The 16,171-nt window shown below is 42.7% G+C and carries 16 protein-coding genes; 8 read left to right on the top strand and 8 right to left on the bottom strand.

What is annotated here, in order from left to right; genetic code table 11:
- Positions 1-145: 145 nt before the first annotated feature.
- Both fabZ and mscL read left to right on the top strand, forming a co-directional pair.
- Positions 146-580, top strand: coding sequence for a 3-hydroxyacyl-ACP dehydratase FabZ (gene fabZ, locus MKY18_RS16620; protein ID WP_012011512.1), 435 nt, complete (start codon positions 146-148; stop codon positions 578-580).
- A 125-nt stretch (positions 581-705) separates the two neighbouring features.
- Positions 706-1,101, top strand: coding sequence for a large conductance mechanosensitive channel protein MscL (gene mscL / locus MKY18_RS16615; protein WP_044140111.1), 396 nt, complete (start codon positions 706-708; stop codon positions 1,099-1,101).
- 221 nt (positions 1,102-1,322) lie between these two features.
- Here the strand turns inward: mscL and MKY18_RS16610 are convergent, their stop codons facing one another.
- Positions 1,323-1,733 (bottom strand): YwpF-like family protein, encoded by a 411-nt coding sequence (locus MKY18_RS16610; protein ID WP_003215215.1) that lies wholly within the window; start codon positions 1,731-1,733, stop codon positions 1,323-1,325.
- Between the two features lie 117 nt (positions 1,734-1,850).
- Between MKY18_RS16610 and MKY18_RS16605 the strand changes: the two genes are divergently transcribed.
- The 3 genes from MKY18_RS16605 to MKY18_RS16595 all read left to right on the top strand — a co-directional run bounded on the left by MKY18_RS16605 (position 1,851) and on the right by MKY18_RS16595 (position 4,383).
- A complete protein-coding gene (locus tag MKY18_RS16605) occupies positions 1,851-2,207 on the top strand; it encodes a hypothetical protein (protein WP_065097885.1) in 357 nt (118 codons plus the stop codon).
- Between the two features lie 373 nt (positions 2,208-2,580).
- Positions 2,581-3,441, top strand: a complete 861-nt coding sequence (locus MKY18_RS16600) for a Cof-type HAD-IIB family hydrolase (RefSeq protein WP_044140369.1) — start codon at positions 2,581-2,583, stop codon at positions 3,439-3,441.
- Between the two features lie 153 nt (positions 3,442-3,594).
- Positions 3,595-4,383 (top strand): STAS domain-containing protein, encoded by a 789-nt coding sequence (locus tag MKY18_RS16595; RefSeq protein WP_065097886.1) that lies wholly within the window; start codon positions 3,595-3,597, stop codon positions 4,381-4,383.
- A gap of 68 nt (positions 4,384-4,451) precedes the next feature.
- Here MKY18_RS16595 and MKY18_RS16590 read toward each other — a convergent pair whose 3' ends face one another.
- Both MKY18_RS16590 and MKY18_RS16585 read right to left on the bottom strand, forming a co-directional pair.
- Entirely contained in the window at positions 4,452-7,229 is a 2,778-nt protein-coding gene (locus MKY18_RS16590) for a DEAD/DEAH box helicase (protein ID WP_106067017.1), read from the bottom strand.
- Complete coding sequence (locus MKY18_RS16585) at positions 7,216-8,823, bottom strand: SWIM zinc finger family protein (protein WP_065097888.1); 1,608 nt, start codon at positions 8,821-8,823, stop codon at positions 7,216-7,218. The genes MKY18_RS16590 and MKY18_RS16585 overlap by 14 nt, the downstream gene beginning before the upstream one ends.
- A gap of 186 nt (positions 8,824-9,009) precedes the next feature.
- Between MKY18_RS16585 and MKY18_RS16580 the strand changes: the two genes are divergently transcribed.
- Together MKY18_RS16580 and MKY18_RS16575 are read left to right on the top strand one after the other, a co-directional pair.
- Positions 9,010-9,153 (top strand): hypothetical protein, encoded by a 144-nt coding sequence (locus MKY18_RS16580; protein ID WP_003214884.1) that lies wholly within the window; start codon positions 9,010-9,012, stop codon positions 9,151-9,153.
- Positions 9,154-9,269: 116 nt separating this feature from the next.
- The gene (locus MKY18_RS16575) at positions 9,270-10,589 is read left to right on the top strand and encodes a UDP-glucose/GDP-mannose dehydrogenase family protein (protein ID WP_106067018.1); all 1,320 of its coding nucleotides are present in this window, start codon (positions 9,270-9,272) and stop codon (positions 10,587-10,589) included.
- 239 nt (positions 10,590-10,828) lie between these two features.
- Here the strand turns inward: MKY18_RS16575 and MKY18_RS16570 are convergent, their stop codons facing one another.
- The 5 genes from MKY18_RS16570 to alsS form a co-directional block, all read right to left on the bottom strand.
- Entirely contained in the window at positions 10,829-11,362 is a 534-nt protein-coding gene (locus tag MKY18_RS16570) for a chromate transporter (RefSeq protein WP_106067059.1), read from the bottom strand.
- Positions 11,362-11,952 (bottom strand): chromate transporter, encoded by a 591-nt coding sequence (locus MKY18_RS16565; protein ID WP_185107741.1) that lies wholly within the window; start codon positions 11,950-11,952, stop codon positions 11,362-11,364. The genes MKY18_RS16570 and MKY18_RS16565 overlap by 1 nt, the downstream gene beginning before the upstream one ends.
- 7 nt (positions 11,953-11,959) lie before the next feature.
- Complete coding sequence (locus MKY18_RS16560; RefSeq protein ID WP_044140105.1) at positions 11,960-12,436, bottom strand: Lrp/AsnC family transcriptional regulator; 477 nt, start codon at positions 12,434-12,436, stop codon at positions 11,960-11,962.
- Between the two features lie 153 nt (positions 12,437-12,589).
- Complete coding sequence (gene budA, locus MKY18_RS16555) at positions 12,590-13,360, bottom strand: acetolactate decarboxylase (RefSeq protein ID WP_106067020.1); 771 nt, start codon at positions 13,358-13,360, stop codon at positions 12,590-12,592.
- Positions 13,361-13,398: 38 nt separating this feature from the next.
- Positions 13,399-15,096 (bottom strand): acetolactate synthase AlsS, encoded by a 1,698-nt coding sequence (gene alsS, locus MKY18_RS16550; protein ID WP_065097892.1) that lies wholly within the window; start codon positions 15,094-15,096, stop codon positions 13,399-13,401.
- 150 nt (positions 15,097-15,246) lie between these two features.
- Between alsS and alsR the strand changes: the two genes are divergently transcribed.
- Positions 15,247-16,143, top strand: coding sequence for an acetoin biosynthesis transcriptional regulator AlsR (gene alsR / locus MKY18_RS16545; protein WP_065097893.1), 897 nt, complete (start codon positions 15,247-15,249; stop codon positions 16,141-16,143).
- Positions 16,144-16,171: the final 28 nt, after the last annotated feature.

The following is a 16,171-nucleotide window of genomic DNA, read 5'->3' as shown; positions in this document are numbered from 1 at the left end:
ATTATATTTGATGACAATAGGTAATAGTAGATTCTATTTTTTACCATATATGTGGAGCGGACGTTGAAAAATACGAGCATTCATAATATACTTCTATAGGAATCAAATGAAGATCATCGATATAGAAAAAAGGAGAGATCAAGATATGCTTGATGCTCAGCAAATTCAAGACATTATTCCACACCGTTATCCATTCTTATTGGTCGACCGTATTTTAGAGGTTGAAGGAGAGAAGAGAGCGGTTGGGATTAAAAATGTCACAGTGAACGAAGAATTTTTTAATGGTCATTTCCCAGGATACCCAGTCATGCCGGGTGTGCTTATTGTAGAAGCACTTGCGCAGGTGTTTGGGGTCATTATGTTAGGCAAAGAAGAAAACAAAGGGAAAATTGGTTTGTTTGCAGGAATTGACGGATGCCGTTTCAAAAGACAGGTGAAGCCTGGCGATCAGCTTCGTTTAGAGGTGGAAGTGACGCGCCTTAGGGGTCCAGTTGCAAAAGGAAAAGCAGTAGCCACAGTAGATGGCGAAGTGGCATGTGAAGCAGAACTCACATTTTCTATAGGTCCTAAAGTATCATGATTTGCCTGGCGGTTCATCAAGGATGAATCGCTTTTTATATGGAAACAACTAGTCTGAACGGATCAGGACTTGCATTTTTGACAAAAAAACGTCATATTAGACAAAAAAGATGAAGGTGATAAAAGATGCTGAAAGAATTTAGAGAATTTGCAGTCAAGGGAAATGTCATTGACTTGGCTGTAGGTGTCATCATTGGGGGAGCATTTGGCAAAATTGTCACTTCTCTTGTGAATGATTTGATCATGCCGCTCGTCGGTATTATTATTGGCGGACATGATTTTAGCGGTCTATCTATTAAGATCGGATCTGCTCAAATTTTATATGGAAGCTTCATACAAACAGTGATTGATTTCTTGATTATCTCGTTTTCCATTTTTATCTTTATTCGTTATTTGAATAAATTAAAACGGAAAAAGGTAGAGGAAGAAGAGGTTGTAGAAACGCCGGATCAAACGGAAGTTTTACTAACTGAAATTAGAGATCTCTTGAAAAATCAAAGCCAATCGAAAGATGTGCAATAAAAAAAGAGCGGCTAACTCCGCTCTCAGCGTGTAGGCAAACCCTCGCATTCGTTGTCAGGTCTGTGCTCTGGTGCTCACGAATATTCAATTCGTTCCGCTCCAGTGCCCGCCCTTTCTGGACTGCAAAGGTTTTCTATCACGCTGAAAGGAAGACAAAGGGCTAAAATAAGATTCATTTTAGCCCTTCGTCAACTATCTAAGAGCGGCTAATCCCGCTCTTTTTATGTGTTTTGTTTAAATGCATCCAGCAGTTTTTCTCCGGAAAGCCCCTCTTTGACGAGGTCTTTAAGTACTTCTTCGGTTTCTGTTCTGTAACGATTTGTAATCATCTTACCATCGAGCAGCACAGAAATGTTTTCTTCTAAAGCAACAATGTTTTTGACTTGGACAGATAGATGAACAGGGCGGTTGTTTTCTTTTGTGATCGTCACAAGAATCTTCACTTCAGTGTGCTGCTGAAAGAGCACCTCAAACACCTGTCTATGTTTCTTTGGAATGAGTGCCTCGATCATCCAGTGATTTTCGCCATCTTCTTTATTAATGATTAAACCGTCACGAAGGGGAATGCTGGACATTTTATCTTGCTTTGGATCAAGTTCGATTTTTAAATCAATCAGCCTAAAGGTTTTCATATTTTTCACCTCACAAGCGTTCATTATTCGTAAGTATCATTATAGCATACAACATCTGTATAAATGAAACCGCTGCCTGCTTAAAGCGAGCTGCATATGAGTGAAAGGAGATGTTTTATGGAGTCTTATCAATTGCGAAACATACATATTGGCGAGGAGAAGGCAAAGAGCACAATGCGCGTTTATTCGTGGGGAGACATTCTTTCATTTTGTGATGTGTACATGGAAGAAGGTGAGTCACTCACGTTTCAATACGTCACCGAGGATCAAATGGACTACTTTGAATTTCAATTGTCGATTCATGACGGACAGCTTTGTTTTTATTGGTTTGCGTGGGACGGATCTGATTATATTCACATGCCTTCTAGTAATTGGATTCATTCAGACGTTTTTTATCAATTTATGAAAAATAAGTTTTTCATTAAACAAAACAAGATGATGTATTATACTCAAGCGGTAAAAAGCAGAAATTAAAGAGGTAATAGAGAATTTGAGGGGGGGATTTTGTCATTTTCATGTTTTGTCACATACAACCTTTCTCGGTAGACTAAGGGCAGTTGAAAGGAAAGGAGGTACGGTCTGAATCAAAAGGTAACGTCTAGCATCTGACAGCCCCCCTCTAGCTAAAGCTGATAGACGCTGCCTTGAGCATAAGAACACTGCGTAATAGAACCATCGCTTCTTTGTATAGGTCATGTGTCCCCTTAAATCCCCTTGTGTGTATCCGGTCATGTAGCGTGGCCGGGTACCCTTTTATTCAATGATAAACCGATCACCTCTTGATGATGGATTTTATCAGCGGTATGATAGCCAAAATGGAGACAAAAAGGAGAGAACGATGACAAACATTCAATTGATTGCAACGGATTTAGACGGAACGTTATTGAATAGTGAGCACAAAGTGAGTCGGGAAAATGAGCAGGCATTAAAGGAAGCAGTGGCGAATGGATTGGAAGTTGTCGTTTCAACAGGAAGAGCGTATTTTGATGTGAGGTCTATTTTTGATGGGCTTGGGATGAATACATGGGTGATTAGTGCCAATGGAGCTGTAATTCATGATCCGGCTGGACAAGTATATCATTCAGCTACTTTACAAGAAGAAAAGGCCAAACGCATATTGAAATGGCTTGAAGAACGTGATTATTATTATGAAGTTTTTACAAACGAAGCCATTTTCACACCGAATCGTGGTAGAGAGCTTCTTGCGATTGAAATGGATCGCTTAAAAAGTGCAAATCCAGAAGCGGACTTGAGTGTTTTAAAACAAGCGGCAGAAGTTCAATACAGTCAGTCGGGTTTTTCTTATATTGATACATATAAAGAGTTGTTTCGTGAGGATCGAAAGCTTTCATTCTACAACATCTTAGGTTTCTCTTTCTTTGAAGACAGATTGAAGGCAGGTTGGAATATGTTTGGTGATGATTCAGATGTCACAATGGTCAGTTCAGCCGATCATAACTTTGAAATTGGTTCAAAGGATGCATCTAAAGGCCAGGCATTAACAAGGCTGGCAGAACGACTTGGTATTCCTTTAAGCCAGACAGCGGCTGTAGGAGACAGTTTAAATGACGAATCGATGCTTCGAGCAGCTGGTGTTGGGGTTGCGATGGGCAATGCGAGACAGGATATGAAAGAAATCGCTGATCATGTCACGTTAACAAATGATGAACATGGTGTGGCGTATATGATTCGGCACCTGTTGAAATAGATGCATCGAATGTCGTTGTATAATCCACATAGGATAAAGCGCATTCTACAAAAGAGGAATTCAGAACTACTTCTATTTACACATGATGTGGAACATCATATAATTTAATGATGAACATAACCCGCTTGTAAGGAAATTAAGGAGAGTAAACGAATGGCGCTGGAATCTTATAAGTCCGAAAATCTGCATTTAATCAAGGAAGCCTTAGATTATACTCAGGTTGGCCTGACGGTGACGGACCCGTCTTTACCTGATAATCCTTTAATATATGTGAACAAGGGCTTTTTAGATATGACAGGCTATCAAGAACCCGAAGTATTGGGGAAGAATTGTCGTTTCCTTCAAGGAAATGAAACAGAGCCAATCTCTCTCCAACAAATTAGAACAGCTATTGAGAACAAAGAGGCTGTCACTGTTCAGCTGAAAAATTATAAAAAATCTGGACAGGTGTTTTGGAATGAGTTAAGTGTAGCTCCTCTTTGGATTGATGAAAATGAAGGGAAACGTCTTTATTTCGTTGGTCTGCAAAAAGATGTCACGAAAGAGAAGGAACAGCAGGAGCTTCTTGAGCAATCAATTGATGAAGTGCTGAACATTTCTGTTCCCATTGTTCCTGTGAAAGATGGTATTTCTGTGTTACCGATCATTGGTACGTTAACAGCGCCAAGATTTGATAAGATTATCTCCACAGTCTCCACCTATATCTCTCAATCCAAGGACGATTATTTTATTGTCGATCTGTCTGGTTTATTAGAAGTCGATTCATTTGTGGCAGATGCGATCTTTAAGCTGAATGATTTGATTTTAATGACAGGTACGGAACTCATCGTGACAGGAATTAAACCGAACCTTGCGATGAAAATGGGAGAAATGAGAGAAGACTTCCGTGAATTGAATACGTATATGAACGTGAAATCTGCATTGAAAAAACTGCACATTTAACCTATGTTCATATGAAATGAAAAAAGAGGACTTTTCATCATGTTGAGAAAGTCCTCTTTTTGCTTGGATTAAGATGATTGAGCGGCGGCACTTAATGTGAATAAATCTTCTAGTTCGTTTGTCGATAGCTCTGTAATCCAGCTTTCACTTTGGATAATTTGATCATTTAACGTTTGCTTTGTTTCGAGCATTTGATCGATTTTTTCCTCGATCGTGCCCGTTGTGATCATCTTATGGACGTGAACAAATCGTTTTTGTCCGATCCGATAAGCACGGTCGGTCGCTTGGTTTTCCACAGCAGGATTCCACCATCTGTCGTAGTGAATGACATGGTTTGCGGCGGTTAGGTTAAGTCCTGTTCCTCCTGCTTTTAAAGAGAGAATTAAGATGTTGAATTCTTTCTTCTGGAAGCGGTCCACCATTTTATCCCGCTCCTGTTTGGACAGACTGCCATTTAAAAATTGAACTGGTTCTCCAAACATCTTTTCCGCCAGCTGCTTGATCATGTTCCCCATTCCAATATACTGCGTAAAGATGAGGCAGCTTTCTCCTTGCTCGTGTATTGCTTTTAACAGCTCTGCAAGTTTATCCATTTTTAATGAACGTTTCAGCAGTTTCACATCGGTTCCACTCTCTTTTAAATAGAGAGCCGGGTGATCGCAAATCTGTTTGAGTCTGCCGAGCATACTTAAAATAATGGCTTTCCGCTGCATTCCTGTTAACGAAGCCATGTGTTCGAATGTATCCTTCACGAGCTGTTCATATAAAGAAGCCTGCTCAGCGGATAGCGGAATGAATTCTTTTTCTTCGAGTTTCTCAGGCAGGTTCAGGGCGACCTCTTCATCTTGCTTTGTTCGTCTTAATAGGAAAGGCTTAATCAGTTGCTGTAGCTGTTCAATTCTTTTTTCATCACGGTCTTTTTCAATCGGCAGAACGAATTTCTTATGAAAGCTCGTTAAGCTGCCGAGATATCCTTTGTTGACGAAGTCAAAAATGGACCAAAGCTCTGTTAAACGGTTTTCCATAGGTGTCCCGCTAAGGGCAATGTGATGCTGCCCTTTGAGCTGTCTGATCGCTCTCGATTGTTTCGTATGGGCATTCTTAATGTTTTGGGCTTCGTCTAAACAAATCGTATCCCACTTTGCTGACGTTAATTCATCACGATCAGAATGTGAGAGTCCATAAGACGTCAGGACAATATCTGTTGACTCGTATGCCTTTGTAAAGTGTTCCCCTTGAGGACGCGATGGCCCGTAATGCAAGGCAACATTCAAGTGTGGTGCGAAGATTTCAAGCTCTCGCTGCCAGTTTCCTAAAACAGAGGTCGGAGCAATGATGAGAGATGGAGCGGAATTTTGCTCCTGCTCCTTCAAATATGTGAAATACGCAATCATTTGAATCGTTTTTCCAAGCCCCATATCGTCTGCTAAACAAGCCCCAAATCCATGAGATCTTAAGAATAACAGCCAGTTGACACCATGCTGCTGATACGGCCTGAGTGTGCCTTTGAAGGACTCACTCATTTCGTATGAAGGCAGTTCATGCGTATCATTTAACTGATGGACAAGCCCTCTTAATTGAGACGAAAGTTCAAATTGAATATGTGCAAATGCTGAGCTTTCTAGCAGCTCTGGAATCGATTCAGAGGATGCTTCTTGATCTGCCAGTTCACGTGACAAAATATCAGACATGTGTAGCCCTTCATTTTCGGCACGCTCCATCCATTTTTTCATTTGCTGGATGAAGGTTGGATCGATTTTGATCCATTGTCCACGAATATTGACAAGGCGCCGTTTACTTTGGACAAGCTCGTTGAACTCATCTTCTGTCAGCTCGATGCCGTTTGTAGCGAAGCGCCAATTAAAGTCCATCAAGGCATCCATTCCGACATGTGACTCGCCTCTTGGGGTAGAGGAAATCCTTGCTTTTAGCATCATGGTGCTTTCTTTGACAATTTGCCACCACGATGGGAGTAGGATCTCAATGCCCATATTCACAAGTGTTTCACTTGCTTCAGATAGGAAGAGCCATGCTTCGTCTTCTGACATGAGCGTGGTGCCAGATGTGAAAGAGAGCCAAGGAACAATTTGACCGAATCGCTCCATCTCTCTTGAGATTTTATCTTGATACGGATGCCAAGACCTTTTCAATGAACGGATGCCTTCAAAAAAAAGAAGGTCGCTGTTTTTCTTATCACGCAAAAACAATTCGATTTTCCAATCATCTCCGTCGAAATCCGGTTCATTTAAACGCAAGCCGACAGTGAAAGGTGTGTCGTCATCAATCCAGCCAATCGTTTCCAAGAAATCCTGCTCATCTAAAAAATGTCCTTGGAAGGATGAGAGCGCAGGCGATTGTTCTGTCATGCGGTTCCATTTGTGCTGTAAGGCATCATCATATTGAATATAATCCTGTACGGCAAAGGAGAACCACTCAGCCGTATAGCCATCTAATAGTCCTTCTTTGTCTTTAAAACGAAGCACACCTTTTGTCCACGCCTCGTAATCGGGAATGAAATCTTCATCCTCGATGAATTCATAAATGGTGGAGGCTGTCTTCATCAGTGGTTCCGTTTCATCGGTTAGTGTCACATGACTAAAGGTATTAAACGAATTTTTTCCTAGCAGTTCGACGGTCATCCAAGGGCTTAGCAGGAAGGCAGGTGTGCCAATAAAGCTTACATCTTCTAAAAATGTTCCGTAAAATGACGATTCGTGCCATTGGAAAAGCTGCCTCTTCATTTCATTAAGCGGAACAGGGTGTCCGTCCTCTGCTTGCGCTGAAATGGTGAAAGAGAAATCTTCTGTTTGTTCTGCATGAATGACAATTTGTTTATGGCGTGTCATCAATTAATTTTCCTTTCTTCATTTCCTCTTGGAACGCACGCAGCCGTTTCGTTGAATCCTGTAGCTGCTTTACATATCTTTCCCAAATCGCAGTTTTTTTCGTTTTATGATAAAGCGTGCGCAGTTTTTTTAGCATTTTCACAGATTCTCGATAAGCACTTCGATTCTTTTGATCGAGAAGCTGTGAGATTTCACGGTGATATGATGGAATGAGCGCTTCAGGCTCCTCTTTTGCAATTTGTTTGATCAGATCCTTCTCCAGTTCACTGATGGAGAAACCAACAAGGCTGTGAATCTCAATCCATTCTGCATAACGCTGCTGTGCATATAAGAACTGACTATATTCAGTAAACGCATAGGGCATGCAGATTTGGAGGTAGCGTTCATATAAATGATGATCCTTTGTCTGCTTAAAGTATGCGTCTAAATAGAAGAAGAAATCACTAACGGCTCCTCGTAGTTCTCTGTAGGAAAGGTCGAGCTGGCAATATTCTTCTAAAATATAGGTGATCTCATGATACCAGAGCTTGAGCCGCTTCCAGTCCTTGCGGTTTGTCAGGTCCTTCAGCCAATTGAGCACATTTGGCAGCATATCTGCATTGAGCAGCTTTAATTGCTGAAAAAGGCTATCGTCTTCTTTCATTAAATAATCCATGTGCATCAGTCCGATGGTATGTTCAACCGTTTGCTCTTGCTGCTGAGCATTCTTTAGTAATTCTGTTTCTTTTTTAACCCATTTCCCTCTATTTAATATGGTGCCCCAAATCTCCATAAAGACCGCTACTCGTTCATGCTGGAAAGGTCCGTTTATTTGAAGAATTGTCCGAACGGCAGTTGGTGTGTTTTCAAGAAACGGATCGAGGGAAAAGGAAAGGGCGTATGTCTTCAAGTGATCCACTGAATCGAAAATGGTGTTCATGAGTTGTTCTACATATGGATTCATGGAATAAAAGTCCTTCTCGGCATCAAGCTGGCCAAGGTCGATTAATTCATGAATCCTTAACCACACATCGATTGACGTATGAATCGCATACAAACTCTTGAATTCAGGAGAATGAGGTGCGTGTTTTTTTAGGATCGATAAATAACCGTAATACAAATGCTGCGGTGTTTGCTGGTGCTTTGGTGTCCGTTTCAGCCAGAGGTTAAATTCCTCTTGGAAAAAATTCAACCAGCTTTGTAGTGATTGTTCGTCTGGGCGCTTCACTTGAAAGTGCTGGCGAATTAATTCTTTGCTGCGCTGTAATTCATCCTTTTCTGACCAATTTTCTGTAAATCCAGTCACACTCTCCACTTGAGCGTATAGCGAAAAGAAGACAGCGAGAATGTGTTTACAAAGTCCATCTGCCGGACATGAGCAGCTGCTTCTCACAGGAAACAGCACATGAAGATGGACTCTTGCTGCCACGACATCATGTACATAAGCTGACCATTCCGTATCAGATTCTTGCTTGAGACGATATACACTGTCCTGTCTATAAGTAATCAATGCTTTTTTGATGAGTTGTTTGTTTTCATCTGTTGCAGGAAGAAGTTCTTTGATCTGTTCGGCTGTTTGTTTGATTTCTTCCTCGTTGATGTTGTGCTGAAGCATTTGATCCGCTCCTAACCAAGTAAAAGATTCCAATTCTTTTATTATAGCTCAATGGTGATTTATAAAAAAGTTTTTCATGAAAATGGTCATAAATTTCAAAAGCTGTCGAATGATGTATTAGAGTATTGCATAAACCAACCATACAACATATAATAATGAAATTAGTGGAATCGAAAGGATACAGACATGGATAATAAGGGTTTGAATCAAGAAGAGTTTTTAAAAATTTTGATGTACGCTCATGATATTGGTGAGAATTCAAATGATGTCACCACAAAAGAAATGCTTGAAAATCTGATTGCTCATATTCGAAATGGTCTTGTTTCATAAAAGTGACCCCCTGCTAGTGATGGCAGGGGGTTTTTGTATGCATTTATGAATGGAACGAAAGCTCCCAGCATACGATGTCATTACAAGCATAAGGCGTATGGGGAGCTGATGGTGTCATGAATATTGCAATTGCAGGCTGTGGATATGTGGGACTGGTCACAGGTGTGTGTTTAGCGGAGTCAGGGCACAATGTAGCGTGTATTGATATTGACCGGAGAAAGGTCATGCAGCTGAAACAGGGACATCCACCAATGTATGAGCCGGGATTAAAAGAACTGCTGAAGCGCAATCTTGAGCAAGGACGAATTCAATTTCACATAAATGGAGCGGCAGCCTATCCGCGGGCTGATGTGTTAATGATTGCGGTCGGCACCCCGCAGCAGGCAGATGGCCAAGCTGATTTACAATATGTGTTTCAAGCTGCAAAGGAAATGGGCACAAAAGCGAAATCAGGTGCGGTTCTTGTGGTGAAAAGTACGGTGCCTGTTGGAACGGGTGATCAAATCGAACAGATGATTCATCAAGAATTAGGACGGAATGAGCCATTATCGATTGCATCTAACCCAGAGTTTTTACGAGAAGGCTCTGCCATTTCAGATACATTGAGGGCAGATCGGCTTGTCGTTGGGGCTGAAACAAAAGGTGTATTAGATCGGCTCGAGGAGATGTATGCTGATTTCCATTTGCCAGTGGTCAAGACAGACCGAAAAAGTGCAGAAATGATCAAGTATGCATCAAATGCTTTCCTTGCGACCAAAATCAGCTTTATGAATGAGATTGCCTCCATTTGTGAAAAAACAGGTGCTGATGTTGAATGGGTAGCGCAGGGAATGGGGCTCGATCAGCGGATCGGTTCTTCATTTCTCAAGGCGGGGATTGGCTACGGGGGCTCTTGTTTTCCAAAGGATACAAATGCACTTGTCCAAATCGCAGGGCATGTGTCGCATGATTTTGAGCTGCTAAAGGCTGTCATCAAAGTAAACAATGAGCAGCGAGCGGGTTTTATCCGAAGTATTCAAGAGAGACTGGGGGCAAATCTTGAAGGAAAGCGAATTGCACTTCTTGGCCTTGCTTTTAAACCGAATACAGACGATATGAGGGAGGCGCCGTCGGTTCCAATCGCTCATGAACTCCATCAATTAGGCGCGGAGCTTGTGGCGTATGATCCTGTTGCCGCACGCCATGCCGCTCGTGAGCTACCTGAAAAAGTCGTGTTTGCTCATACGATTGAAGAAGCGATAAAGGATGTCCATGCAGCTTGTATATTAACAGAGTGGACAGAGATTCAGACGTTTCCGCTCACGTCCTATAAGGAATGGATGAGACAGCCGCTTATTTTCGATGGGCGAAACTGCCATACGCTTGAAGCGGCAGAACAAGCAGGAGTCGAATATCATTCGATTGGGCGCAGACCGGTTTCTCCAATCTATATGTAAAAGAAAACCGATAACAGGTCATGTTATCGGTTTCAGCGTGTAGACAAACCCTCGCATTCGCCCGCAGGTCTGCGCGCTGGTGCTCACGAATGTTCAATTCGCTCCGCAAAAGTAGCTGCCCTTCCTAGACTGCAAAGGTTTTCTATCACGCTGAAAAGAAGACAAAGGGCTAAAATCAAGATCATTTTAGCCCTTTGTCAACAATCTAAAACCGATAACAGGTCATGTTATCGGTTTTTTTAATGCGGCAGGATGAATCCGCCATATAAAAAGGCAGCCACAATGAGAAAGGCGGGGTGCATTTTGAATTTAGTCATAAAGAAAAAGGAGATCGCGGCAATGGCGAGCGACTGCGCCCAGCCAATGGCTTTTACTGCATCTCCTCCGATTTCCCATGTTAATAAAAGCATCATCATCGCAATGACAGGCTGGACGGATAAGGTCATGCCTTTGACGACAGGGGATTGACGAAAGCGGTCAATCAGCTTGAGCAATAAAATCAATCCAATGGCTGATGGCAGTACAGTTGCAAGCAGTGCCACAATAAAGCCTGGCCAGCCCATGACGTCATAGCCGACATATGCCGCGATTTTCGTCGCAATTGGTCCCGGCAGTGCATTGGCTAAAGCAAGCATATTGGAAAATCCTTCGTTTGTCATCCAATGAAAATGGTTGACGATTTCTTCATAATTCAGCGGAATTGATGCAGGTCCTCCGCCATATCCTAATAGATTGGACAAGAAGAATGCCCAGAATAAAAAGAGAATCAGCATCATGAAGACACTCCTTTCTCTTTATTTGGTCGGTTCCAGCGTTGTTTCAGTTTGAAATGAAAAGCGCCATAGCATAAAAAGATGATAACAATGATTCCTGGATGAATGGACAGCACCTGCAGTCCGATAAAGGCCAGAAGGAACAGAGCGATCCCGAAGATCATTCCGAAGCCTTTCAGCGTTTTTTGTCCAAACTCGTATGCCATGATCCCGAGCAGCACGGCAATGACTGGTGTCACGGCGCCAATCATATTTTGAATGATTTGTGAGGAGCTTAAGACGCTGACAAGTGTGACGAGTGCCACCATGGCGAGACATGTCGGTAAAATATGGGCAACTGTTGAGACAATTGCGCCGGATACGCCCTTCAATCGATAGCCGAGATATGCTGACATTTTGGTCGCGATCGGACCTGGTAATGCGTTGGCGATGGCGAGTGTTTCTCCAAATTCGTCATCATTGATCCATTGATATTTCACTACCGCTTCATGGCGAATGAGTGGTATGACGGAAGGACCTCCGCCAAAACCGAGAATACCGGTTCGCACCATAGCGATGATGAGTTCGATATATGATTGCAAGTGCTTCAACTCCTGTCTACAATTTCATGCCCATTCGGCTTTTGTATCGTTTAATGAGCATTTGGCAGTCCACACTCACGACGCCTTCTAGCGGGTACAGTTTTTTTGTCAAGAATGTCTCCATTTCCTGTTCATTTTGAAAAATGCCATGCATATGTAGCTTGCTTGGCCCTGTCATGTGATAAAGGCTTGTGACAGCTGTTTCCTGCTCAAGCTGAAGGGCGACTGCTTCTAAAAATTTCGGCTCAACCTCTACATTAAAGAAGACAGAAACATGAATGCCGATCTTAGCAGGATTGATGACCGTTGTGAATCGTTCGATGACACCTGCTTCAATTAGCTGCTGAATACGGGCTTGCACAGCAACACGTGAAAGACCGACTTGTTTCCCGAGATCTGTATAGGACATACGCCCGTCCTCATGTAATAGGGATAAAATTTGTTTATCTCGTTCGTCTAATGTTAGGTTCGGAATGCTATAGTCGTTTGCCACCGTATGACCACCTTTCTTTTGTTGATATTTTAACATATTTTATTACGAATAGAATGAGTGAATCTCAATTTTATAACGAAATGAAATGTAATGAGGTGATGAGTGTTCTTTTTGCATAAAAAGACACCCCGGAAGCACCGGGGTGTCTTTATTTTATTGATCTGGGCTGCTTTCTGCACTGGCAATTTGCTGTGCGAGGTCAGCTCGATCAATGTCTGCTTGGAAGAATTCCTGCGTATTTGGCAGATGTAAATTCATATGACGTTTTTGAGAAATTCGGATGGTCACTTGATCAACGGTGTAATCAAATACGTGTCCGCCGACACTTCGATCGTCATCAATGAAATGAAGATGATATCCACTCACCGCAATGCCATGTGCGTACTGTGGTGTACGGAAACCGGCGATCGTTCCTTGAATATCCTCGAAATCGAAGATGGGCTGTGACTTGACAGCTTCCACCATCGGAACGTAAGGTTTTTCCTGTTTTTCAACCGTACGTGTTTGAACCTTTTTGAATGATCCATCAATGCGGATTGCATAAAACACATTCTTACTCGGTAAAATGCGGTCGATTTCTTCTTCTAGCTCTTTGCTCGTCATGGATGCATCAATTCGATGAACGATATCTGTTTCAAAGAATGCTAGAGAGCAGAAGGGTGAATAATCTTGATCTGTTACCGGTGTCGCTGTTCCATCTGAGCGCAGTCGATAAAATGCGCCGTCAAAGCCGATCAGCTCTCCATCTAATTGATTGAATGTACCAATGCCGAAATCACCGTGCTCGGGAATTTGTGAAAGGGAGAAATCTCCATCATATACGGCTTCCAGCAAAGAGGTCATCGTCGATACTTGATAGACCTCTTGCTGTTTGTCATGTTGTCTTGTGTCGTTTTGTTGATTCATTGGGTGCATCATACCCATATCCGCTCACTCCTTTGGTGTAATGTATGGACATCTTATCAGACGTTCAATGTGTGTTTTTCACGAAAGACTTCTGGCCATTTTTGACTGGCGAGGTCTGGGTTGTCTTGATAGTCAATCGGAATATCAATAATAACGGGTCCTTCTATGTTTATACCCTTTTGGAGGACAGTTGAAAGCTCTTCAGGTGAGTTAACCCGTAATCCAGTCGCTCCAAAGCTTTCCGCATATTTCACTAAGTCGATCTGTCCGAATTCAACGCAGGATGTGCGGTCATATTTCATTTCCTGCTGAAATGCCACCATGTCGTATGTGCTGTCATTCCAAACAAGGTGAACAAGATTTGTTTTCATGCGGACGGCTGTTTCTAGCTCCATTGCAGAGAAGAGAAAACCGCCATCACCAGAGACCGAAATGATCTTTTCATCTGGATTCAATATGGAAGCCGCAATGGCCCATGGTAATGCGACGCCTAATGTTTGCATTCCGTTGCTCACGAGGAATGTGTTCGGCTCATAGACGCGGAAGTGACGCGACATCCAAATCGCGTGAGACCCGATATCACATGTGACCTTCGTGTCATCAGGAATCAGGCGTCTTAATGTATGAATGACATCCAGCGGGTGAGATAGATGACTTTCTCTTTCTGGTGCTTTTTCAATGTCGCTTAACAGCTCCTGCAATTCAGTGACGAATTCAATTTGTTCTTTGCATAGAGAAAGTGGAACACTGTCATGGGCTAAATGTTTAACGGTTTCAGCTATATTGCCAACAAGCTCAAGCGCCGGCTCATAAAAATGGTCAATATCTGCCTGGATGTCATCGACATGGATGATCTGTCGCTGCTTCGGCTGAATATTCCAATGCTTCGGATCGTATTCAATTGGATCAAAGCCGATGGTTAAAAGGACATCTGCTTGTTCAATGAGAAGATCCCCCGGCTGATTTCGGAATAAACCGATTCTGCCTACATATTGAGACTCAAGCTCTCTTGAGAGAACGCCGGCTCCTTGGTACGTTTCGACAAATGGAATTCCAAGTGTTTTCAATAATGTTCTTGTAGCCTTTGCAGCAGCTGGACGACTTGCTTTCATTCCCACAATGGCAACAGGTAAGTGTGCATTTTGAATTTTGGCGATAGCCGAGCTGATGAGAGCATCCGGTGCAGGACCTAGTTCTGGAGAAGGGTGAGCAGACACTGGTATTTGTGTGGTGTGTTCGGTCACGACATCTTGTGGAAAGCTGATAAATGCTGCTCCAGCCTGCCCCTTTTGTGCCGCGCGAAAAGCATTTGTTAAGGCTTCGGGTATATTATGAACGTCTTGTACTTCAACACTGTATTTTGTGACTGGTTTGAATAATGCCGCATTGTCGAGTGATTGATGTGTTCGTTTCAGCCGATCCGCACGAATGACGTTTCCAGCGATTGCGACAACAGGATCACCTTCTGTATTGGCTGTTAATAGACCTGTTGCTAAATTAGATGCGCCAGGACCTGATGTGACGAGACAAACACCTGGTTTGCCGGTTAAGCGGCCGACAGCAGCTGCCATAAAGGCGGCATTTTGTTCGTGTCTGCATAGGACAAGCTCTGGACCTCTGTCTTTTAATACATCAAATACGGCGTCAATTTTGGCACCTGGAATTGCAAAAACATGGGTCACACCTTGAGCAATCAGCGTATCAACAATCAATTCTGCTCCTCGTCTTGTTAGGGGTTGTGCTTGAGAATTCATTTACCCCGCACTCCTTTCGGCAAGTAAAATTTTTTATGAAAATATATTTTCATGATATGATTTACTATACATTTCAAAATGGAAAATTTCCAATATCTGTTTAACGTGGTTTTAATATGTTTCACGAATAAGTGTGCGAGGGGTGAAAGGATGGAACTGAGACATTTGCAATACTTTGTCACAGTAGCAGAGGAGCTGCATTTTGGCAGAGCAGCCGCACGATTGAATATGACACAGCCTCCACTTAGTCAGCAAATTAAGCAATTTGAAGAAGAATTGGGGTTTCCTTTGTTTCACCGGTCGAAGCGAGTGGTGGAGCTAACAGCTGCTGGAAAGGTCTTTTTACATGAGGTGCGGGGTGTGCTGCATCAGCTTGATAAAGCCGTTGATCATGCCCGGCATACAGCAAGAGGAGAGCTGGGAAAAATCATCATAGGGTTTGTTGGAACAGCGACGTATGATATTCTGCCGCCAGTTGTACGCGAATTCAGAGAGCTGTATCCCTCTGTCAGTATTGAGCTGGAGCAGCTTTCTGTTCCGCAGCAGCTAGGAGCGCTTTTAAATGGGGAGATTGATATCGGTTTTTTACATCCTACATCTCCTCATGAAGAACTGGTCAGCCGTTTGATGAAGCAAAGTGAATGTATTTTTGCGATTCCGAAAAATCATCCGCTGGCGAAAAAAGAGGCGGTCACGATCGAAGATATTCGTCATGAGCCGATTATTTCTTTATCACAGGAATCATGGCCGTCCCTTTATCAACACTTTGTCCTGCTATGTGAAAAGTACGGGTTTTCTCCTAATATTGTGCAGGAAGCGGCGGAATATCAAATGGTGATTGGCCTTGTCACAGCTGGTATCGGCATTGCGGTCATTCCGAAATCAGCCCGGCGTTTATTTAATCTAGATGTTGTGTATCGGTCCATTGAAGGTGAACAGCTTCTGGCAGAATGGACGATTTCCTATAGACGAGAAAATCATAATCCTGCTTTATTTCATCTTGTCCACCATATCCTGCATCGCACCGAGCCTGAATCAGAGGCATAGAAAAAGAGGTATGGTATGATGTCGATAC

The sequence above is a fragment of the Bacillus sp. FSL R7-0672 genome (genome assembly GCF_038601465.1).
GTDB classification, from domain to species: domain Bacteria; phylum Bacillota; class Bacilli; order Bacillales; family Bacillaceae; genus Bacillus; species Bacillus pumilus.
The sequence above is the reverse complement of the archived record's forward strand: the minus strand, read 5'-3'. Positions and strand labels throughout refer to the sequence as shown.

What these genes read in the sequence shown, in the direction of transcription:
- fabZ (WP_012011512.1), top strand. Translation starts at nt 146, where the DNA reads ATGCTTGATGCTCAGCAAATTCAAGACATTATTCCACACCGTTATCCA.
- mscL (WP_044140111.1), top strand. Translation starts at nt 706, where the DNA reads ATGCTGAAAGAATTTAGAGAATTTGCAGTCAAGGGAAATGTCATTGAC.
- MKY18_RS16610 (WP_003215215.1), bottom strand. Translation starts at nt 1,733, where the DNA reads ATGAAAACCTTTAGGCTGATTGATTTAAAAATCGAACTTGATCCAAAG.
- MKY18_RS16605 (WP_065097885.1), top strand. Translation starts at nt 1,851, where the DNA reads ATGGAGTCTTATCAATTGCGAAACATACATATTGGCGAGGAGAAGGCA.
- MKY18_RS16595 (WP_065097886.1), top strand. Translation starts at nt 3,595, where the DNA reads ATGGCGCTGGAATCTTATAAGTCCGAAAATCTGCATTTAATCAAGGAA.
- MKY18_RS16590 (WP_106067017.1), bottom strand. Translation starts at nt 7,229, where the DNA reads ATGACACGCCATAAACAAATTGTCATTCATGCAGAACAAACAGAAGAT.
- MKY18_RS16585 (WP_065097888.1), bottom strand. Translation starts at nt 8,823, where the DNA reads ATGCTTCAGCACAACATCAACGAGGAAGAAATCAAACAAACAGCCGAA.
- MKY18_RS16580 (WP_003214884.1), top strand. Translation starts at nt 9,010, where the DNA reads ATGGATAATAAGGGTTTGAATCAAGAAGAGTTTTTAAAAATTTTGATG.
- MKY18_RS16575 (WP_106067018.1), top strand. Translation starts at nt 9,270, where the DNA reads ATGAATATTGCAATTGCAGGCTGTGGATATGTGGGACTGGTCACAGGT.
- MKY18_RS16570 (WP_106067059.1), bottom strand. Translation starts at nt 11,362, where the DNA reads ATGCTGATTCTCTTTTTATTCTGGGCATTCTTCTTGTCCAATCTATTA.
- budA (WP_106067020.1), bottom strand. Translation starts at nt 13,360, where the DNA reads ATGGGTATGATGCACCCAATGAATCAACAAAACGACACAAGACAACAT.
- alsS (WP_065097892.1), bottom strand. Translation starts at nt 15,096, where the DNA reads ATGAATTCTCAAGCACAACCCCTAACAAGACGAGGAGCAGAATTGATT.
- alsR (WP_065097893.1), top strand. Translation starts at nt 15,247, where the DNA reads ATGGAACTGAGACATTTGCAATACTTTGTCACAGTAGCAGAGGAGCTG.